Here is a 20118-nt window from a genome sequence, read left to right on the forward strand (position 1 = left end):
CCGCCTGAGTCCCTTCCAAGCTCGCCATACAGCCAGCGCTCATCGCTGACCGCTCGCTGCGAGCAATTCCTTCAAGATCGTTGCCGGGTCGGCCCGCTGTTGCTTGCGGTAGTTGCCGACATGGCGAACGAACAGTGTTGCGCGCGTCACCAGGCTCTTGCCGAGCACTGGCTTGCGATCCAACTCTTCCTTGATCCGTTGAAACTGCGCCTGGATCACCGCATCGGTGTAACGCGTGCCGGTGGCCAGGTTGTCGATATAGATCGCCACCGCGCCATCGAGGGCGCTACGACCATTGGCAATCGCCATGTCGAACAGCTGCGCGCTGGCCTCGTCCTTGTTGTCCAGGGACTGTTGGCGGCTCTTCTGCAGGTTGGCCAGGCGGATGTTGTAGTTGGCGATGGTCTCGGCCACCAACGCGGCCGACTGGATCAGGTTGCCCGCCGCCTCTTCGCGTTGCTGGGCGATCAGCGAGACGTTGCGCTTGAGCTCTTCGTTGACCAGCCCCAGCTCGGCTTGCAGCTTGGGGTCGACGCTGGCGGCGATGATGCTGTCCAGGCGTTTGGTCGGGTCCTGGGCGTCGTCGATGGCGTCAGTCAGTGAGGCCAGGCGGCCTTCTTTCTGCCACTGGGCGAACAGCTCCTTGTAGCGCGAGCGCGGCGCCGACAAGGCGCCGATCGCCACGCGAAAACCCGTGGTTTCGTTGCTTTGCTCGGTGCCGTCGGCGGCGAACAGCGGGTACTCGCGGCGCATGCCGGTGAACAGCGTGCTCTCGCCTTCCAGGTAGTTGCCACCCTTGACCACAAAGCCGCCGTAGGTGCCCTGACGACGCCCGGCGTGCACCAGCTGGAAGGATTCCTGGACCATCTCTGCGGCGTTGCCGATCACGTCGAACAGACCGATCGGGTTGGGCAATTTGGTGCCGATGGGCATCAGGCGCGCGGCCTGGCCGGTGCCGCCGGCGACCTGGTTGAACACGGCGTAATCGCCGAGCGGGCCGTCGCTGTCACTGCCTTCGACGCGGCGGGGGAACAGGCGCCCTTCCAGGTCTTGGCGACTCACGGCATGGCCACCGCGCGCGGCGAACTCCCACTCCACTTCAGTGGGCAGGCGCACAAAACCGAGGCCGCCGTCATCCGCCGAAGAGCCACGACCACTGACCGGCAGCAAGTCGCGGTGGTATTTCATCAACCAGGCGCTGTACACCGCCGAGAAACGCTCGGCCTCAAAACGCGACAGCTTCACCTTGGGCAAGCGCCCGGCCATGCCGGTAGGCGCGTCACACGCCGGCGCCGGTTCGCCGTTGGCCAGGGACTGCGCCTGGGACATTACCTGGGCGTACTGGCGTGCCGTCACTTCGTACTTGCCGATGAAGTACAGCATCGGCTTGAGCGGGGTCTTGGCGTCGGTCTTCGGCATCAAGGGTGCGATGATTTTGTTCCAGTCTTTGGGCAGGTCCTTGAGGGTGAACTGGCCATTGATGAAGTCGCGGCGGTAGCCGGAAATGAATGACTGCTGATAGCCCGCCTCGCCTTCGGCAAAGGGGTAGCCGAGGCTGATCTCGCGGTCATCCAGGGTGCCCTGGGCCAGCACGTAGGCATAGCGGAACACCATGTTGCCTTCGCACGGCAGCGGCAGGCTGACGTCGCCTTCCAGCGGCTTGGGGTTATCGAGTTTGTCACTCGCTTCATCGGCCCAGGCCATGGAGGCCAAGGTCAGCGCCACACAGGCGCCCAGTAACTTATACATCTCTGATTCCTTCAGAAGCCTGGATCCGCGCCACTCGCCAACCGCCACAGGCCGCCGCCACGGCGCTGACGCCCATGACTGCAACCAGGGCCAGGCCGTAATGACGCGCCAACAGGTGGCTGGCGTGTTCGCCCGGCACCTGCACGAATAACTGATTCAACGCCGCCTCGGCCAAGCCATACAGACCAGCACTGAGCACGGCGGCGAAGCCTGCGCTGTACAGCGCCTGCACCACCACAAACAGCAACAGCCCACCGGTGGAAAAACCCAACAGGCGCAACACCGACAATTCCCGACGCTTGCGCGCCACGGCGGCCAACGCCCCAGCGAAGATCGCCGCAAACCCTCCCGCCAACGCCAACCCGCAGATCACCCAGAACACGATTGACAGGTTGCGGCTCAACGACTGCACCTGCGCGATGGTCTGCGCCTGGGTCGACACCAGCAGGTTCTGCCCGGCGAAAAACACCCGCAAAGGTTCTACGTCGGTGAGGCTGCGCGCATACAGGCGAAATGCCGGGTACACGCGTTGTTCACTCACACCGACCGCTTCACCCTCCCAGCCCAAGGCCGGTACTGCGCGGCCATCACGGTAATCTTCTGCGGCTTCCAGCAATTTCAAATCGGCAAACAAACCGTCACGGGCAAAAGCTTCCAGCGGCAATACCGCCAGCACCTGCAAGCGCGTGCGCTGGGCCTCGAAGCGCCCTGCTACTTGCCGCGCAAAACGGGTCTCCAGCCAATCCCCCGGCCGTGCCGCCAGCTTCTCGGCGGCGGTGTGGCTCAGCACGATCTGGTCCAGGCCCTTGGGCACCGGCAGACCCACCAGCAAGGGATCACCCGAAGCGCTCGGCAGCATTTCCAGGGCCAAGGCGCCCACCTGCGCGGTCGCCGCAATCTGTCGCGTGCGCGGCAGTGCAAACGCCACATCGCTGCGCTGGCCGAGTTGCTCGATAAAGGCGCTGCTGAATCGACCACCGCCCAGCGGAATAATTTCACGGGTGGCGGGGTCGGTCTGTAAACGTTCGGTCAAACTGCTAACCAGTCCAAATTTCAGGCCGAATAACACCAGCAACGGTGCAATGACCGCGACCAGCGCCAGCACCGAACAGGCCGACAGCCAGGCATCGTTGCGATAGTCCTGCCAGGCCAGCGACGCCACCAGACCCATGCGCATCAGCACACCTCCCCGAGGGTCGCGGTGACGCCGCCGTCGGTGTCGCGACGGCAACTGATACGCCGCACCTGCAAGCCACTGGCGCGGGCCAGGGGTTCGTCATGGGTGGCGATCACACAGGCGGCACGGTGTTCGCGCGCCTGGGCCAGCAGCGCCTGCATCACGCGCTCGGCGTTCAAGGGGTCGAGGGACGCCGTCGGTTCATCCGCCAGCACCAGTTGCGGCGCATGAGCCAGGGCGCGGGCACAGCTGACACGCTGGCGTTGACCCACCGAGAGCGCTGCCGGTTTCTTGGCCAACTGGTCGCTGATCTCCAACTGCTCGGCCAGGCGCGCCACGCTGCCGTCGTCCTTCAAGCCCAACAGTTGCCGGGACAGGGCGATATTGCCGCGCACATCGAGAAACCCCAGCAAGCCGCCGGTTTGCAGCACATACCCCAGGTGCTGGCTACGCAGCGCGGCCAGCGTGGATTGCTGATCGGTGCGCCACAACCCGGCAATGTCCTGCTGATGAAATTCAAACTGCCCGACCTGATCCGGCGCCAATACCAACGCCAGCAGATCCAACAAGGTGCTCTTGCCGCTACCGCTGGGCCCGACAATCGCCAATTGCTCACCCGCACGCAGCGTCAGCGCCGGAATCACCAGGCTGTAGCGCTGGCTGCCGACGCCCCGGCTCTTGTGCACCGCGTTCAGGTTCAGCATCACGGCAAGGTCGACAACGGCACGCGGTACAACGCATCGCCCGGCTCGGCATCGCCGAAGCGGACCCAGTTGGCCAGGTCATTGTGGAAGGTTTCGTAGAGGCGGATCTTCGAGTCCAGCTCGTCGATAAAGTCTTCCTGCTCGGCCACGCTCAACGACAACCACAGGTCCTGGGTCATGTTCAGCGACTTGCTGCGGTACGGCAGGCCTTCCAGGTATTCACCCAAGATGCCGCCGTCGGCCAGGTTGCCGCCCTTGCGCAGGGCCTGTGGGTCGCGGCTCATATAGGCGGAGGCGCTGGCGATTTCCTGGAAGAAGTCTTTCGGTGAGGTCTGGGTCTTGCGCGCTGCATCGACGATCAGTTTCAGCGACTGCTGCAGGTCGTTGAGCTGCAACTTGGTCAGCATCACGCACACCTGGAACGCCGGCAGTGCCGGGTTGGTCAGGTCACGGTCGGCGGTCCAGGCGCTGACCAGTTGTGGCGCCTGGCTCGCGGTTTTACGCCCGAGGAAATCCATGTGCATGGCATAACCGACGGCAGCGGACTTATCCGCCAGGCTCGGCGCGCTGCTCAGCAACGGCACCGGCTGTGGCGTGTTGCTGCGCACTTGATGCACGAGGTTGGCGAATACCGTGCCGATCTCATCCACACGTTCACCGAGTTTGCGCACATCGCCGCCGGGCACCGCCGTGTACAGGTCACCGATCTGCGGGTTGGCGTCAGCGGTGAGGATGCGGTACTGGCTCTCGGCACCGGCATGGGTTTTCTTGCCGGCGTCGGTGCGCAAGTGCAGGGCGTAGATCTTGATCTGCTTGCCCAGCGCGGCCTGGCGTACCTCGGCTTCGTTCATCTGGGTGGCAGCGAACGGATCGTTCTTGCGCAGCGCGCCGGCATCGGTGACCAGCAGGATGATGCGCCCGCCATAGCCCGACCAATCCATGCCGTCCACCGCCTGCATCACCCCGGCGAACGCATCTTCGTTGAACGAATGGCTGGACACGGTGGACGCCTTGACCTGCCGCGCCATGTCGAGGAAACGTTGCGGGTCGCGGCCCTGGTCGAGGGTGATCAAGGTCTTGGCGACGTATTCCAGGCCAGGGGTTTTCTTGATGCTGCTGCGAAAGCCGACCATGCCGAAGCTCACGCTGTCCAACTCGCCGCGTTCGCCGATGCGGGTTTGCAGTTCGTGCACCACGTCGCGGATCTGGTCGATGTAGGGCTGCATGGAAACGGTGGTATCCACCACCAGCACAACCGCCGTGCGAAAGGCGTCGGCGTTGGCCTTGATCACCGGCGTCGAGGGCTTGGCGGCCGCGCTGATGCCGGGGTCGATGGAGGCCACATTGAGCAACTGCACTGGCTGGCCGTTTTCGTCGAAGGTCTCTTTGGAATCGAAGATCGGCAGCAGGTAGAACTGGTTTTGCGGCACCGCACTGGCGGTTGGTTCCAGGGCCAGGATCTGGCTGTTGTCTTCACTGTTTTTCTGCGCCTTGGCCAGTACGCCTTTGGCGGCGGTCGGGTCAGCCAGCAGTTTTTCCACTTCAGCGGATTGGCGCAGGAACATCACCGGCGCCCGACCCGAACGCTCGGTGAACTTCAAGACCAGGCTCTGCTTCCAGTCGCTGACCTGGGACGCAGGCAACCAGCCGTCGCTGCGACCATCGGTGGCGGCGCCGACGCGTACCCATGGGCTGCCTTCGATATCCTTGCGTTGGTAGACGTAGAGCACGGAAAACGCCGGCAAGGCCTTGCCCGGCGCACTGCCGGCGTCCGTTGAAAGCTTGGCGCCAGGTTTGCTGAGGACGCGCTGGAACAGGGTTTTCTTGCCCGCCATCAGCAACGGACGCTGGCCGCCATCCACTTCTGCCACAGCCGGCGCCACTGGCGGCACAACCACCGCAGCCGGGGGTTTGACCACAGGTTCATCGCTGCCGCTCAACCACCAATAACTCGCACCACCAATGGCCAACGCAACCGCCACCGCAACCGCGGCCAGTGCCAACACCGGCCCACGGCGCTGCTCGCTGTGCTGGGACGGCGGCACCACCGGTTGGCGCACCGGCTGGGGTTTCTCGGTGGGGATCTCGATGGATTCCGGGGTGATGCCGGCCAGATCAAAATTCATGGGGATCGGCAACGGCCGCACCAAGGTAGCCTCTGGCGATTCCGACGGCAGGTTATCCAACGCCCGCAACAACGCCGCCGCATCCGCGAAACGCTCCGCCGGATCCTTGGCCAACAGCTTGCGCAGCACCTCCTGATACCGGCCGTGGTGCACCGGCAATTCGGGCAATGGTTCAGTCAGGTGCGCGAGCGCCGTGGAGAGCGCATCGGTGCCGGTATAAGGCAGCTTGCCGACGAGAATCTCGTACAGCACCACGCCCAGCGCGTACAAGTCGGCGCGACCATCAATCTCCTGGCCCCGCGCCTGCTCCGGGCTCATGTAGCTCGGCGTGCCCACGGCAAACCCGGCCTGGGTGAACTGGGTGCGATCATCCAGGGACTTGGCGATACCGAAATCCGACAGCACCGCCGTGCCGTCGGCGCGGAACAGAATGTTCGCCGGTTTCACATCGCGGTGCACCAGGCCCTGGGCATGGGCATAGCCCAGCGCCGAGGCGATCTGGCGAATCAGCGTCACGCCCTGCTCCGGCGTCATGCCGGCGGCGATGCGCTCCTTGAGCGTGCCGTTGGGCAGGTATTCCATGGCCATGTAATACAACTCACCGACATTGCCGATGTCATGGATGGTCACCGTGTGCGGATGCGACAAGCGCGCCAGGGTCTTGCCCTCACGCAGGAAGCGTTCGCAGAAGCTCGGGTCAGCCGCCAATGCCGCCGCCATCACCTTCAACGCCACCTTGCGCTCCAGGGAACGCTGGGTCGCCAGGTACACGCTGGCCATGGCGCCTTCACCGATCTCGCCCTCGATGTCATAACCGGGAATGACGATGTTCATGCCGATACCTTCACAACGATGGCGGTGATGTTGTCCGGCGCACCCCGGTTGAGCCCCAGGTGCACCAGGCTGCGCACGATTTCATCCGGCGTGTCGTGGCCGAGGACTTCGCGGATCTCATGGTCTTCGACGGTCTTGTTCAGGCCGTCGCTGCACAGCAAGTAGCTGTCACCGGGAGCGATCAGCAGGTCGACCACCGCCAGTTCCAGGTGCGCTTCCACGCCGATCGCACGGGTGACGATATTGGCGCGTGGATGGGTGCGAGCGTCGGCTTCGCTGAGCAGGCCGCTGTCTTGCAGGTCTTGCACGTAGCTGTGGTCGCGGGAGATGCCTTCGAGCACACCGTCGCGCAGGCGGTACAAGCGGCTGTCGCCAGCCCACAGGCAAACCCCGCGCAGGCCACGGGCGGCCAACAGCACCACGGTGCTGCCCATCATGGTCACGCCACGGTGGGCGGTTTCTTCGCGCACGGCGGCGTTGATGCGCAGCAGGTCGTTGCGCAGCGCCGCCGTGTACTCATCCAGGGAGCGGCCCACCGGCACGCTGCGCAGGCTGTCGACGATCAGGCTGCTCACATAGTCCCCCGCCGCATGCCCGCCCATGCCGTCGGCCACCACCCACAGGCGGTTTTCCGGCAGGTCCAGGCAGGCGTCTTCGTTGACCTGGCGCACCATGCCCACATGGCTTTTGCTCGCGGATTTGTACGTCGACCCCATCTACACCACACCTTCTTGTCCGAGCAAAAACTGCGCAAAATCGCCAGCGGCAGGCAGGCCCTGACACCGCAACAAACCAGGGGAAATCGTCTGCGAACCACGGCCCCACCACAGGCTCGCGCCTTCGCAGGCCTGTTCGGCCAGGGCGGTCAGACGCCCCTGAGGCACGGTGGTAGCCACCCGTTGCAGGCCGGCGAAACGGCAGCCCACGGTACGCGGTTCGCTCGCCGGGAAACCCAGGCCATCGAGGCCTTCATTGAAGCCTTCGAAGGTAGCACCGGCATCCAGGGTGCTGAGCAGCAACGCTTCGGCCTGCTCGAACCAGGTGTTCGGCCCGCCGACCAGGGACGCGGGATTGGTGTCGTGATCGAGCAACGTCACCACCGCCAGCGGGAAATAACGCCCGACCCGGTCGATGCTTGGCATCACCACACCCGCCGCCGCGTCCGGCCCGCACACACCCGGCGCCAGCACAAAGCGCCACAACGGGCTGACCAGGTAGGTGTTGAGCCAATCGCCGCCGAGGCTGTTCTGACTGGCAAGCAGACCCGCCGCCAACCAGCTGTCCCACGGACCGATGAAACTCTGGGGCAACGCGCGGCTGACGAAGTCGCCACGGCTGGCCAACTTGCCGTAGAAACCCAAGGTCGTCATAGCCGCTCCGGCAGGCTGAAACCACTGAGTACGCGGCTCTTGAACGGGTTGAACGCGCTGTTGGCGCGCAACTCGTAGGCGATGCTCGCACCGTCCACGCGCAGGCGCAGGTTGAAACGGTCCGGCGAGTTTCCGGCGGTGAGGTCCGATTGCTCAAGCAGGCGGAACCAGGCCCACGGCCCGTCCAGGGTCACGCCGGAACGGCCACTGGCGGCGGGCGGCATGATGGAGATGCGCACCACGCCAATGCTGCCGGGGTTTGGCCATTGCATCGCCACTGGGCGGCTGGGGCCGTGGTCGTAGCTCAGTTGCTGACCGTCCAGGTCCAGCAGGAACTGGGTGATGGTCGGGTCCATCGACACCGGTTTGAGTTCGAAACGCACGATGGGCTGGGTGCCACCCGAGCGGAAGAACGCATCGCGGATCGTCGCTGCGCGCTGGAAGGTTTGCAGCACGCCCGGAGCAATGCCGAGCTTCTGCGCCGCGCCCGGCTGCCAGCGCCAGGTCTGCGCGGAGGTGTCTACGTAAGGCTGCAGGTATTTGCGGAAGTAGTTGTCCATCACCCCGCCCACGCCGAAGAACTGGCCGAAGTCATCCAGGGTCGCGTCCCGCGCACTGCCCGGCGACATCGGGTAGCGGCCGGCCAGGGACTGGCGATACACGTTGACCACTTCGCTGGCCCAGGCCGCGTTCAGTTGATTGCGCACCCCGCCCATCATGCTGTTGGTGGTGGAATTGACCACCGACTTGACCATGCCCTGCACCAGCGGCGGCTGGCGTTCGGCATTCAGGCTGACCCGCGTGGCCGCAGCGGCCGCCTGGTTCTTCGCCTCACCGAGCAAGGCATCACCGCTGGCGCCGACCATGGCGCTGACCTGCACATACAGCGCATTCATGTCGGTGAGCAGGCCATCGATGGCCGCTGGCTCGCCTTCATGCTTGCTGACGATGCTGTTGAGTTCGGCAAAGTGTGCGGTCACCGGATCATCCGCAGCAGCAGGTGCATTGGCGGTCGGTTGTTCCTGGCCAAGCAGGCTGCCCAGGCGCTCCTTGAGCTTGTCGACGCCCCCTTCCACCGGCACGCCTTTAGCGGCCAATTGGCGCTCTTCGGCTTGCAGGTCGGTCTCCTTGGCCACCGCCACCAGCAGTTTTTTCAGCGGAGAAGTCGGGCCGGATATCACCCGTAACACGTCGGCCGCCTGGGCCACGCTGGTGATCGGCACAAAGTCGATGTCCGCCAGCAAGGCGTCCCACTGGCGCTGGTAGTCCTGGAAATACAGGCGACGTACGTCGGCGGCCAGGCTCACCACATTCTGCTGGTCGGCCTGTTCATGGCCCAGCACCCATTGCTCTTCGGCCAGGGTGCCGGTCTGGTTCAGGCTGCTCAGCAAAAACGCCTGGCGATAACCCTTGGCGGTGAAGAACCCACTCAACGGCTCGCCCAGCGGCTTGCCACTTTTGCGGCTGAACACCAGCGCCGCATCACGGCCGGCGGCTTCGTTGAGGCGGAAATCCGGGATGCCTTCAGGCAGTTTCTGGCGCTTGACCCGGTCATACACGCGCTGGGCCACCGGCAACTGTTGCAGCTGACGACGCAGGTCATCGATCAGTCGCGGATCCAGGCGCGCATTGGGCGGATGGCGTTCGAACAACGACTGCAAGTGCCCGGCCAGTGCCTGGCGTTGATCGGCCGGCAGGTCGCGCGGCAGGTTGCGGTCCCAGTCGAGGGCGATCCAGGCCTTGATGAAGTCCGGGTCGTAATGCTCGGCATCGGCGAGCATCAGGTAGGCTTTGAGGCCTTCGTAGAGGAAGTCGGAGTTGCCGCCGCCGTGCAGTTGTTCTTCGATGCGCGTCACCAGGCGTGGCGCGAACACGGCGATCAACAGCTTGCGGTAGACGCTGGCGGACTCGGCTTCAAGCATGTCGCCCTGGTACAAGCCCAGGCCTTCGGACCAGCTCGGCGAGTCGCCGGCCAGGTTCTTCACAGCGTTAAGCAATGGCAATACCGCGAGAATGTCACGCTGCGCCGGGCTCAGGTTCTGCACGGTCTGGCCCAGCGGCGCGACCTTCTGGTCGACCTGAGCGATATACGCCTGGTTGGCGCGGTAACTCACCCACCACAAACCGCTGACCACCACGACAGTCGCCACGGTGGCGGCCAGCACGCCGCGTGCAATCCACTTGCGTCGGCGCTCGACCTTGGGGTTCACCCCAACCAAGCCGCGCTCGGCAAACGCCACGGCGGTGAAGAGTTTTTCGATGAAGTAACTGCGGCCCGTGCCGCTCTGGCGCGCCAGGTGCTGGCGGTCCAGGTTCATGCTCTGGGCCATTGCGCCGATCAGGCGGTCGATCGGGCTGCCTTCCTGGGTGCCGCTGGTGAAATACACACCGCGCAGCAGCACGCGTTCTTCAAAGGCATTGGGCTTGAACACACCTTCGAGGAAGCTTTGCAGGCAATCCTTCAATGCGCCGAACTGCTGCGGGAAGCCGTAGATCAGGTCGCGCCGCGCCGGGTCACGTTCCTGTTGCAGGCGTTCGACCAGGCGTTCGTTGAGGCGCTGTTCCAGGCCGGCGAACTCGCTTTGCAGGTGCGCCAGCGGGCTGTCGCTGTCTTTGCCGTCGTCCAGGGCGAAGGTCATGCCCCACACCTGGGCGCGCTCTTCCTTGCTCAGGTTGTCGAAGAACTCCATGAAGCCCGGCACCAGGTCGAGCTTGGTCAGCATCAGGTAGATCGGAAAACGCACGCCCAGTTGGGTGTACAACTCCTGGATCCGCAGGCGGATGGCGGCGGCATGCGCGACGCGCTCGGCGTCGGTGCCGAGCAACAGGTCCGACAGGCTGATGGCGATAAAGGCGCCATCGATGGGGCGGCGCGAGCGCTGCTTTTTCAGCAGGTCGAGGAAGCCCAGCCAGGCGGCTTTATCCACCGTGGAGTTGCTGTCCTGAGTGGTGTAGCGGCCGGCGGTGTCGAGCAACACGGCTTGATCGGTAAACCACCAATCGCAGTTGCGCGTACCGCCAACACCCCGCACGGCACCCGCGCCCAACTGCGCGGCCAACGGGAAATGCAGGCCGGAGTTGACCAGCGCCGTGGTCTTGCCCGAGCCCGGCGGGCCGATGATCACGTACCACGGCAGCTCGTAGAGATTGCGACGTTCGTCACCGCCCAGCTTGGCCTTTTTCAGCAGCGCCAGGGCCTCGTCCATGCGCTGGCGCAGGGTGGTGAGCTCTTCGGCGGTGGCGACGCTGTTGGGGTCTGCCGGGGTTTCGGCGGCCAGGCTGCGCATCACTTCGGCAGCCTGACGCCGCGCCTGGATGATGCGGAACACGCGGTAGGCGATCCACACCGCGAACACCAGGATAATCAGCGCCCAGCGGCGACCTTCCGGCACCAGCATGTCGAGCAACGGCCCGACAAACCAGATGATCAGGCTCAGGGCGATCAGGCCCAGCACGGGGATCACCCAGCGAATCATGAAACTGAAAAACGCCTTCACTCGACGCCCTCCGCCAATACGGTGATTTCAACCCGACGATTGCGGGCGCGGCCTTCTGCGGTGGCGTTGGTCGCCACCGGCTCGGTGTCGCTGCGCCCTTCTGCGCTGAAGCGCTCCGCCTGGCCGGTCTTGGCCGCGAGGATGTCCAGCACCGACTTGGCCCGCGCCTCGGACAGCGCCCAGTTGGACGGGAAACGCAGCGTGGCAATCGGGCGGTTGTCACTGTGCCCGGTCACGCGCACCTGGCCTTTGACTTTGCGGATGGCGTCGGCGATGCGCAGCATCAGCGGTTGGTAGTCATCGACAATGCTGGAGCTGGCGGACGCGAACAGCTCGTCGCCACGGATGGTCACCACCGAACGGTCGACCGCATCTTCCACGGCAACGCGCCCGGCCTTGATGTCTTCCACCAGGAAGCCCGCCAGGCGCGGACGCTCGATGACTTTGGGTTGTGCCACCGGGCGGTCGATGGCCTGCACCGGAATTTCGCCCAACGCGTGAATGTTCTTGAACACCGGCTCGGCATCCGACGCCAGCTTCATGCGCAAACCAAACAGCAGCGCCAGCAGCAACGCCAGGCCGATGGCCACGGCGATCCACGGCGGCATGAATTGCGCCAGGCGATCCCGCGCCACGGTCACGCCGCGCCAGTGTGGCGACAGTTCACGTTCGTGTTCGCCCCGGGCGCTGCGAATGGCGGCGGCCGTGCGCTCGCGCAGGGTTTCCAACTGGCTGCGACCGTCATTCATCACGCGATAGCGGCCTTCGAAACCCAGGCACATGCACAGGTACAACAGCTCCAGCAGGTACAGGCGTTCCCGGGGGCTTTGCAGGCAGTGGTCGAGCAACTGAAAGACTTTTTCGCCGCCCCAGGCTTCGTTGTGCACGGTGATCAACAGGCTCTGCTTGCCCCAGTCACTGGTGCTGCCCCAAGGCGTGCTCAACACCGCTTCATCCAGCGCAGTGCACAGCGCATAACGCGCCAGCAGTACTTCGTTGCGGGCGACACCGGCCGCTTCGGCGCGCTCTTCGAACTGGCGCAGATAGGCCAGCAACTGCGCGCGCAGGCTGGCCGGCGCCGGGTGGGCGATGGTGTTGCGCAAGCGCGTCAGCAGGGCCAACAACGGGCCGGCGGCGCTTTCCAGCGGGTTGAGGCCCTGGCTCTTGCCGGTGAGCATCGGCGCTGCTGGCATGGCCAGCGGCGAAGGTTCGGCACGTGCAGGTTCCGGCGCCCGGCCACCCGGACGCGGCATGAACTGGGTGCGGTCATCATCATTGGGATGCATCGCGGATTATCCTCGGATCGCCCAGAAGGCCAGGTTCAAGCCCGGGAACTGCCCGGCGATGTGGAAGGCAAAACCGCCGGAGTTGCCCAGCTGTTGCCAGGCCTCGCTGCCGCGATCCAGCTCGTAGTAGGTGGAACCTGCGTGGTACGGCAATTGGCGCGGCGCCACGGGCAGAGGCAACAGGGTGATGCCCGGCAGTTGCAGGTTGACCAGGTCGCGGATGTGTTCCACCGAACCGACTTTGCTCTGCTGGCCGAAGCGCGCGCGCAGGGTTTCGCCGGGAACATCGGCACGCACCACGAGGATGAAGCTGGCGTTGTCGAGCAGGGTCTTGTCGGCCAGCATCGCCACATGGACGCCGTAGGCTTTCTCCACAATCGGGATCGGCGTGGCCTTGCTGTCGATCAGCATCGACAGCGCTTCACGCAGGGCGGCCATCACCGGGGCAAAGCTCAGGGCCAGGTCGTCGTGCTGGTACTGCGGGTATTCCTGGGGACGCCGGCCTGAGGTCGAGAAGGTCGAGAACTCTCCCGCCAGGCTGACCAATTCACTGAAGAAGCGCTCCGGGTGCAGCGGGCTCAACTGGCTCAAATGCTGGATCAGCGGTTGGGCGCGGTTGACCAGTTGCAGCAGCATGAAATCGGCAATCTCCGACGCGCCACCGGCGCCCGAAGCGACCACGCGCCCCGCCAGGGCTTCGCCGCGCTGATGGAGCAGGCCGAGCAGTTCGCTGCGAAATGCCGTCAGCGGTTTGCTCGCCGCCACGTCCAGCACGGGCGGGATGTAGGTGTCGTCGATGACCAGCGCGCGGTCGGCGCGTTTTTCCTTGATGCGCACCAGGCCAATAGCGGCGTAATCGCTGATGCCATCCTGGGCGGTGAGCAGGCGCAGGGCGCGGGCGCCCACGGCCACCGGGGCGCGGTTTTCGAAGGGTGCGTTGTCGTCACGCACCTCGCGAACCTGGCTCACATAACGCGCCGCTTCCAGCGCTTCGCCCTCCTCCACGGTATCGCGGGCGCCGGCACGCTTGAGCGGCAGCGCCAGGTACACCAGGCCGTCGCGCAGGTTGTCATCGATGTTCAGCGGGCTCGGCGCCAGGTCGTCCTGGGGAATGTTGAACGGCGTGCCGTCGGGCAACAGGCCACGCGCCGAGACAATCGCCAGCTTGCCCTGGGCCAGCAGGCCCTGGTCGATCAGCAGTTCGGAAAAGCCCCAGGCCCCGGCAGACAACGGGCGGCTGCGGGCATCGATCAGGTTTTCCAGGTAACGGTCATGCTGCTGGAAGTGCTGCGTTCCGATGAACATGCCTTCCGACCAGACCACGCGATTGTTCCAGGACATGGGGGCTCCGATTGCTTCTTATTGGGCAGGGCTGGATGGGGTGACCACGACGTCGGCGCGCACGGCACGCACATCGAGGCTGATCTGGTATTCGGTGTATTGGCGCGCGGGCACGTTGATCACCGTGCGCCATTGCGCGCGGTCCAACTCGCGATAGCCCACCAGCAAACCGATCTGGCGCGTGGACGGGTCGAGGTCGCGCTGAATGCTCAGTTGCTCGCCGGGCTGCACCATCACTTCGTCCTGGTCCAGCAGGTCCAGGCCCAGGGTGGATTGGGCACGGTCGGCCAATGCGAAGTAATCGGAGCGGGCGAAGGTGGCGGCGTTTTTCAGTTCGAAGATGCGTACCCGCACTGGCGCGGCCTGGCCGTTGGCGCCGGGGTTGAGCCCGTTGATCGCATGAAAGTGCAGCTCGACGGCGGCCGTCTCCGCTTCGGCCTCGGCGGCGGTTTCGGGTTTGGCGGCGTCTTTGGCACACGCTGTCAGCAGCAGCAAGGTAGCGGCTGCGAGTAAAAACCTGGGAATCATCCTGCGTCCTCAATGACGTACTTAGCTATCCGTTAATCCATGTGTTGCGGCGCGGGTTTACCGACGCTGTCGTGCGCTGTGTTCTTCGTAGGCCCGGCTGAACTCGCGGCCGAACAGGTCCTGGAAATCTTCTTGGGCCTCGCGGGAAATATTGCTGTAGAGCTCGGTGAACTGCTGCCAGTACTGGGCCTGGCGTGAGCCGTTGAAAATACTCGAGAGCCCGCCAGGCTTGCCCATGCGCTCTTCCAGTTGTGCTGGCTCAAAGCGCGTGAGCAGGTGTTTGATCGCCGCTTCCACGCCTGCCATCACCGCCAGTTGGTGGGCGCGCAGGTCGTTGAAACTGTCACGCACGGCGGCATCCGGCGCCATAAACGCTTGGTTACCGTGGCGAAGCAAAAGCAGTAACGCTTCGTCGGCATTCGGGGCGAATTTCAACGGATTGTTTTCAGCGGGCTGGATCATGGTCTGCTGCATGCGGAACTCGCCCTTGAGGCTGGCGCGGGCACGCAACACATCGATCAGGCCTTCGACCATCAGGCGATAACTGCGGCCAATATTTTCCATCTGGGCCTCGGCCTGGGCTTTGTCCAGGCGCAGCTGATCGAGGCCGGCGCCGCGCAAGAAGGCCTGCAGCAGGTCGGGTTGCTGAGCGTCTGTCACAGGCTCGACCGCAGGTGGCGGCGCAATGACCGGCACGGGCGGTGGCGCGATGAGCGCGGGCGTGTCGCCAAACAGGTCCCAATCTTCGGGAATCACCGAGCCTGAAACCACGGGTTTCTCGACCGCAACCGGCGTTGGTGGCCGGAAGTCGTGTTGTTCGGAAGGTACATGGTCCGCCACGGTCGGCGGCGGTACGGCGGTGGGGCTGAGGAAGTCGAACAGGTCCGGCAGCGTGTCCATCGACGAAGCGCCCTGGAACTGCGGCGCGATCACTGGCACCGGTGTGGGCGTGTTCGCCACGGCGCCCATCAGCGCTTCAAAGCTGTTCGGTGAGTCGCCGGCAAACGGCTGGCTGTCGACGGCCTGCACGTTGAAGTCGATACGCGCCTGGATCTCGTAATCGCCGATGCGGATCAACTCGCCATCTTGCAACAGCTCGCTATTACCTCTACGCAAACGAATACCGGCGTTAACCAACTCCACTCCGTTTGTACTGTTATCCGTTAGATAATAACGACCATCTTTGTATTGAATAACGCAATGTTGCGAGGAGACCAGGCGCTCTGGGTCAGGCAATACCCAGTCATTATCGGAACTGCGGCCAATAGCCATCGAGCCCTGATTCAAGGACTTTTCGGAGCACTGCCCAGGGGTAATCTTGTGATAACTAGTGATAGTCAAACACAGCGACATCTTGCCTCCTTGCTGATACTTCGCGCGCGGTCGATTCTCAGGACAGCGCCTCCCGGGATATCGCCATCAGGTCGAGCAATCGACCGTCTAAAACCTGCCAATGCCAGCATGATCGCTGATCTTAACTGGGCTCTATGACAAAAATCCTGTCCCGGTGCGTCGTTCGACCCACCAGTCGCGCAGGTTGTTAAGCACCGCACATCTGTCACAGAGGGCGAATAGCTTACCTTGACAAGGCGTAAGTACTACACCAAAAATGCACAACTTCTTGAATACCAGTGATGGCACATTAGTGGCATCTTGCTTATATGACCAAGAAAACATGCAAAGTTCCTCGCGCAACTAATGCATGAATTGCCCGCCATCTAACGGGCTGATAGGGAGATCAAATTCAGTGGATGTGCCGTTGCTGCTCACCGCCGTTTCCGCGACTTCGCCGTGTGGCGAAGACATGGAATATGACGCGCAATTTCTGCAATTGGAGCGTGATGCCAAGGGCCAACCCGAGCGCAGCATGGGCGACTCCATCCTGCCCGCTGAACCGCCGGAATGGCGCAGTATCCAGCAGCAAAGCCTCGACTTGCTCGCGCGCAGCAAAGACCTGCGCATCACCCATTTCCTGCTGCAAAGCGCCCTCGCCCTCCAAGGCGTCGCTGGCCTGGCCGAAGCACTGACGCTGATCGACGCGTTGCTGCGCGATTACTGGGCCGACCTGCACCCGCGCCTGGATGCCGACGACGACAACGACCCCACCGTGCGCATCAACGCCCTCACCGGCCTGACCTGCGACACCAACATTCGCTTGCTGCGCGAAAGCATCCTCACGCGTTCGCGCACCTTCGGCCCCGTGAGCCTGCGCGCGGCGCTCAACGCCAGCGGCCTGTTGAGCTTCCCCGACGAGCAACTCGGCGCCCAGCAGCTCAACGCCGCGTTCCTCGACAGCGACCCCGAGCACCTGCAAGCCACCCGCGACGCGCTGATGGCGGCGCATGGGGCGTGTGAAGCCATCGAACGGCAGGTCAATGATCAGGTCGGTTCCGCCCAGGGCGTGGACCTCAGTGCCTTGAAGCAACCGCTCAAACAAGCGTTGCAAATACTCAATCAAGCGGTGCCCGGCAGCAGCGTTCCCGAGGCCGTCAGTGAAGACAGTGCCCCCTCGGTCGAATACGCCGCCGCCCCCGCAGCACCACGCCCGGTGGGCGATATCGCCAGCCGCGACGACGTGCTGCGCAGCCTCGACAAGATCCTTGCGTACTACACCCGGTACGAGCCTTCGAGCCCGCTGCCGGTGCTGTTGAACCGGGCCAAGCATCTGGTGCACGCCGACTTCGCGGCCATCGTGCGCAATCTGATTCCCGACGGCATGTCCCAATTTGAAAACCTGCGCGGCCCGGACGGCGAGTAAACCGCCCGACTGTGCAGTAACAACACCGTCGCTCAAGCGACCAGGAGCAGCAACGTGGCGAAGCAAAGTTCTCAGAAATTCATCGCGCGCAACCGTGCGCCTCGAGTGCAGATCGAGTACGACGTCGAGCTTTACGGCGCCGAGAAAAAGGTCCAGCTGCCCTTCGTGATGGGCGTGATGGCCGACCTCGCCGGCAAGCCCGCCGAGCCTTTGGCGCCGGTGGCCGACCGCAAGTTCCTTGAAGTGGACGTCGACAACTTCGACTCACGCCTCAAGGCCATGCAGCCGCGCGTGGCGTTCCACGTACCGAACGAACTGACCGGCGAAGGCAACCTGAGCCTGGACATCACCTTCGAAAGCATGGACGACTTCAGCCCGGCCGCCGTGGCCCGCAAGGTCGACTCGCTGAACCAACTGCTCGAAGCCCGCACCCAGCTGGCCAACCTGCTGACCTACATGGACGGCAAGACTGGCGCTGAAGAAATCATCATGAAGGCGATCAAGGACCCGGCACTGCTCCAGGCACTTGCCAGCGCGCCGAAGCCTGCAGGGGATCAGTAATCATGACCGACAATACCGCCCGCGAAGGCAGCCAGATCCTGGGTGCCACCGAAGAAGCCAGCGAGTTCGCCAACCTGCTGCTGCAAGAGTTCAAGCCCAAGACCGAACGTGCCCGCGAAGCCGTGGAAACCGCTGTGCGCACCTTGGCCGAACAAGCCCTGGCGCAGACCGACCTGGTGTCCAATGACGCGATCAAGTCGATCGAATCGATCATCGCTGCCATCGACGCCAAGCTGACCGCCCAGGTCAACCAGATCATCCATCATCAGGATTTCCAGCAGCTGGAAAGCGCCTGGCGTGGCCTGCACTACTTGGTCAACAACACCGAGAGCGATGAGCAGCTGAAGATCCGCGTGCTCAACATCTCCAAGCCGGACCTGCACAAGACCCTGAAGAAGTTCAAGGGCACCGCGTGGGACCAGAGCCCGATCTTCAAGAAGATGTACGAAGAAGAATACGGCCAGTTCGGCGGCGAACCTTACGGCTGCCTGGTGGGCGACTACTACTTCGACCAGTCGCCACCGGACGTGGAACTGCTGGGCGAGTTGTCGAAAGTCTGCGCCGCCATGCACTCCCCGTTCATCGCTGCGGCCTCGCCGACCGTGATGGGCATGGGCTCGTGGCAAGAACTGTCGAACCCGCGCGACCTGACCAAGATCTTCACCACCCCGGAATACGCCGGCTGGCGTTCCCTGCGTGAATCGGAAGACTCGCGCTACATCGGCCTGACCATGCCGCGTTTCCTGGCACGCCTGCCGTACGGCGCCAAGACCGACCCGGTGGAAGCGTTCGCCTTCGAAGAAAACACCGACGGTGCCGACAGCTCCAAGTACACCTGGGCCAACGCCGCGTACGCGATGGCGGTGAACATCAACCGTTCGTTCAAGCACTACGGCTGGTGCTCGCGCATTCGTGGTATCGAGTCTGGCGGTGAAGTGGAAAACCTGCCGGCGCACACGTTCCCGACCGATGACGGTGGCGTGGACATGAAGTGCCCGACCGAAATCGCCATCAGCGACCGCCGTGAAGCGGAGCTGGCGAAGAACGGTTTCATGCCGCTGCTGCACAAGAAAAACACTGACTTCGCTGCGTTCATTGGCGCCCAGTCGCTGCAGAAACCGGCCGAATACGATGACCCGGACGCCACCGCCAACGCCAACCTGGCCGCGCGCCTGCCGTACCTGTTTGCCACCTGCCGTTTCGCCCATTACTTGAAGTGCATCGTGCGCGACAAGATCGGTTCCTTCAAAGAGAAGGACGAAATGCAGCGCTGGTTGCAGGACTGGATCCTCAACTACGTGGACGGTGACCCTGCGCACTCCACCGAAACCACCAAGGCCCAGCACCCATTGGCGGCTGCCGAAGTGATCGTGGAAGAAGTCGAAGGCAACCCGGGGTACTACAACTCCAAGTTCTACCTGCGCCCGCACTATCAGCTTGAAGGGCTGACGGTGTCGTTGCGCCTGGTATCGAAGCTGCCTTCGGCGAAAAGCGCGTAAGTAACAGCGAACTCGCTCTACTGTGGGAGCGGGCTTGCTCGCGAATGCGGTGTGTCCGTCAGCAGATATATTGACTGGCCCACCGCATTCGCGAGCAAGCCCGCTCCCACACAAAACACATCGAGTGGCTCGGGCCACACAGGGAGAAAACATGGCTGTTGATATTTTCATCAAGATCGGCGACATCAAGGGCGAGTCCATGGACAAGGCCCACAAGGACGAAATCGACGTGCTGAACTGGAGCTGGGGCATGGCCCAGTCCGGCAACATGCACGTGGGCGGTGGCGGCGGCGCGGGCAAGGTGAATATCCAGGACCTGTCGCTGACCAAGTACGTCGACAAGGCGTCGCCGAACCTGATGATGCACTGCGCCAGCGGCAAGCACATCGACAAGGTCAAGCTGACCGTGCGCAAGGCCGGCGGCGAAAGCCAGGTCGAGTACATGGTGATCAACCTGGAAGAAGTGCTGGTGACCTCCCTGAGCACCGGCGGTTCGGGCACCGATGACCGCCTGACCGAGAACGTCACCCTGAACTTCGCCCAAGTGATGGTTGACTACCAGCCGCAGAAAGCCGACGGCACCAAAGACGGCGGCGCGATCAAGTTTGGCTGGAACATCCGTTCCAACACCAAGCGCTGATAGCCCTTGAGGCCGTGGCTTCGCGCCACGGCCACAGCCCACTTGTCC

At 63.7% G+C, this 20118-nt stretch carries 15 protein-coding genes; 4 read left to right on the forward strand and 11 right to left on the reverse strand.

Features of this window, described 5'->3' with window-relative positions:
- Nucleotides 1-39 precede the first annotated feature (39 nt).
- The 11 genes from HX812_RS04295 to tagH are packed head-to-tail and all read right to left on the reverse strand — an operon-like array spanning nucleotide 40 to nucleotide 15965.
- Nucleotides 40-1749, reverse strand: a complete 1710-nt coding sequence (locus tag HX812_RS04295) for an SUMF1/EgtB/PvdO family nonheme iron enzyme (protein ID WP_038843502.1) — start codon at nucleotides 1747-1749, stop codon at nucleotides 40-42.
- Nucleotides 1742-2926: an ABC transporter permease gene (locus HX812_RS04300; protein WP_038843500.1), complete on the reverse strand. Its 1185-nt coding sequence runs from the start codon at nucleotides 2924-2926 to the stop codon at nucleotides 1742-1744. The genes HX812_RS04295 and HX812_RS04300 overlap by 8 nt, the downstream gene beginning before the upstream one ends.
- Complete coding sequence (locus tag HX812_RS04305) at nucleotides 2926-3630, reverse strand: ABC transporter ATP-binding protein (protein ID WP_038843498.1); 705 nt, start codon at nucleotides 3628-3630, stop codon at nucleotides 2926-2928. The genes HX812_RS04300 and HX812_RS04305 overlap by 1 nt, the downstream gene beginning before the upstream one ends.
- Nucleotides 3630-6590, reverse strand: coding sequence for a serine/threonine-protein kinase (locus HX812_RS04310; RefSeq protein WP_038843496.1), 2961 nt, complete (start codon nucleotides 6588-6590; stop codon nucleotides 3630-3632). The genes HX812_RS04305 and HX812_RS04310 overlap by 1 nt, the downstream gene beginning before the upstream one ends.
- Nucleotides 6587-7306, reverse strand: a complete 720-nt coding sequence (locus tag HX812_RS04315) for a PP2C family serine/threonine-protein phosphatase (protein WP_028618488.1) — start codon at nucleotides 7304-7306, stop codon at nucleotides 6587-6589. Before HX812_RS04315 ends, HX812_RS04310 begins: the two co-directional genes overlap by 4 nt.
- Nucleotides 7307-7960, reverse strand: coding sequence for a type VI secretion system-associated protein TagF (gene tagF, locus HX812_RS04320; RefSeq protein WP_038843493.1), 654 nt, complete (start codon nucleotides 7958-7960; stop codon nucleotides 7307-7309).
- Nucleotides 7957-11457: a type VI secretion system membrane subunit TssM gene (gene tssM / locus HX812_RS04325; RefSeq protein WP_038843492.1), complete on the reverse strand. Its 3501-nt coding sequence runs from the start codon at nucleotides 11455-11457 to the stop codon at nucleotides 7957-7959. Before tssM ends, tagF begins: the two co-directional genes overlap by 4 nt.
- The gene (locus HX812_RS04330) at nucleotides 11454-12743 is read right to left on the reverse strand and encodes a DotU family type VI secretion system protein (RefSeq protein ID WP_038843490.1); all 1290 of its coding nucleotides are present in this window, start codon (nucleotides 12741-12743) and stop codon (nucleotides 11454-11456) included. The genes tssM and HX812_RS04330 overlap by 4 nt, the downstream gene beginning before the upstream one ends.
- A 6-nt stretch (nucleotides 12744-12749) precedes the next feature.
- Entirely contained in the window at nucleotides 12750-14084 is a 1335-nt protein-coding gene (tssK, locus tag HX812_RS04335; protein ID WP_038843489.1) for a type VI secretion system baseplate subunit TssK, read from the reverse strand.
- Between the two features lie 18 nt (nucleotides 14085-14102).
- Nucleotides 14103-14612: a type VI secretion system lipoprotein TssJ gene (gene tssJ / locus HX812_RS04340; RefSeq protein ID WP_038843488.1), complete on the reverse strand. Its 510-nt coding sequence runs from the start codon at nucleotides 14610-14612 to the stop codon at nucleotides 14103-14105.
- Nucleotides 14613-14669: 57 nt separating this feature from the next.
- A complete protein-coding gene (gene tagH / locus HX812_RS04345; protein WP_038843487.1) occupies nucleotides 14670-15965 on the reverse strand; it encodes a type VI secretion system-associated FHA domain protein TagH in 1296 nt (431 codons plus the stop codon).
- A gap of 394 nt (nucleotides 15966-16359) precedes the next feature.
- On the opposite strand from tagH, the gene tssA reads away from it, so the two are divergent.
- The 4 genes from tssA to HX812_RS04365 all read left to right on the forward strand — a co-directional run bounded on the left by tssA (nucleotide 16360) and on the right by HX812_RS04365 (nucleotide 20070).
- Nucleotides 16360-17370 carry a type VI secretion system protein TssA gene (tssA, locus tag HX812_RS04350; protein WP_038843485.1) on the forward strand — a complete coding sequence of 337 codons (1011 nt, stop codon included), beginning with the start codon at nucleotides 16360-16362 and terminating at the stop codon, nucleotides 17368-17370.
- A gap of 54 nt (nucleotides 17371-17424) precedes the next feature.
- The gene (gene tssB / locus HX812_RS04355) at nucleotides 17425-17931 is read left to right on the forward strand and encodes a type VI secretion system contractile sheath small subunit (RefSeq protein WP_010207547.1); all 507 of its coding nucleotides are present in this window, start codon (nucleotides 17425-17427) and stop codon (nucleotides 17929-17931) included.
- Between the two features lie 2 nt (nucleotides 17932-17933).
- A complete protein-coding gene (gene tssC / locus HX812_RS04360; RefSeq protein ID WP_010207548.1) occupies nucleotides 17934-19430 on the forward strand; it encodes a type VI secretion system contractile sheath large subunit in 1497 nt (498 codons plus the stop codon).
- Nucleotides 19431-19581: 151 nt separating this feature from the next.
- Nucleotides 19582-20070 carry a type VI secretion system tube protein Hcp gene (locus HX812_RS04365; RefSeq protein WP_005792512.1) on the forward strand — a complete coding sequence of 163 codons (489 nt, stop codon included), beginning with the start codon at nucleotides 19582-19584 and terminating at the stop codon, nucleotides 20068-20070.
- Nucleotides 20071-20118: the final 48 nt, after the last annotated feature.

It is taken from the genome of Pseudomonas sp. IPO3749 (genome assembly GCF_013386605.1).
Classification (GTDB): domain Bacteria; phylum Pseudomonadota; class Gammaproteobacteria; order Pseudomonadales; family Pseudomonadaceae; genus Aquipseudomonas; species Aquipseudomonas azotoformans_A.

What these genes read in the sequence shown, in the direction of transcription:
- HX812_RS04295 (WP_038843502.1), bottom strand. Translation starts at nt 1,749, where the DNA reads ATGTATAAGTTACTGGGCGCCTGTGTGGCGCTGACCTTGGCCTCCATG.
- HX812_RS04300 (WP_038843500.1), bottom strand. Translation starts at nt 2,926, where the DNA reads ATGCGCATGGGTCTGGTGGCGTCGCTGGCCTGGCAGGACTATCGCAAC.
- HX812_RS04305 (WP_038843498.1), bottom strand. Translation starts at nt 3,630, where the DNA reads ATGCTGAACCTGAACGCGGTGCACAAGAGCCGGGGCGTCGGCAGCCAG.
- HX812_RS04310 (WP_038843496.1), bottom strand. Translation starts at nt 6,590, where the DNA reads ATGAACATCGTCATTCCCGGTTATGACATCGAGGGCGAGATCGGTGAA.
- HX812_RS04315 (WP_028618488.1), bottom strand. Translation starts at nt 7,306, where the DNA reads ATGGGGTCGACGTACAAATCCGCGAGCAAAAGCCATGTGGGCATGGTG.
- tagF (WP_038843493.1), bottom strand. Translation starts at nt 7,960, where the DNA reads ATGACGACCTTGGGTTTCTACGGCAAGTTGGCCAGCCGTGGCGACTTC.
- HX812_RS04330 (WP_038843490.1), bottom strand. Translation starts at nt 12,743, where the DNA reads ATGCATCCCAATGATGATGACCGCACCCAGTTCATGCCGCGTCCGGGT.
- tssK (WP_038843489.1), bottom strand. Translation starts at nt 14,084, where the DNA reads ATGTCCTGGAACAATCGCGTGGTCTGGTCGGAAGGCATGTTCATCGGA.
- tssJ (WP_038843488.1), bottom strand. Translation starts at nt 14,612, where the DNA reads ATGATTCCCAGGTTTTTACTCGCAGCCGCTACCTTGCTGCTGCTGACA.
- tagH (WP_038843487.1), bottom strand. Translation starts at nt 15,965, where the DNA reads ATGTCGCTGTGTTTGACTATCACTAGTTATCACAAGATTACCCCTGGG.
- tssC (WP_010207548.1), top strand. Translation starts at nt 17,934, where the DNA reads ATGACCGACAATACCGCCCGCGAAGGCAGCCAGATCCTGGGTGCCACC.
- HX812_RS04365 (WP_005792512.1), top strand. Translation starts at nt 19,582, where the DNA reads ATGGCTGTTGATATTTTCATCAAGATCGGCGACATCAAGGGCGAGTCC.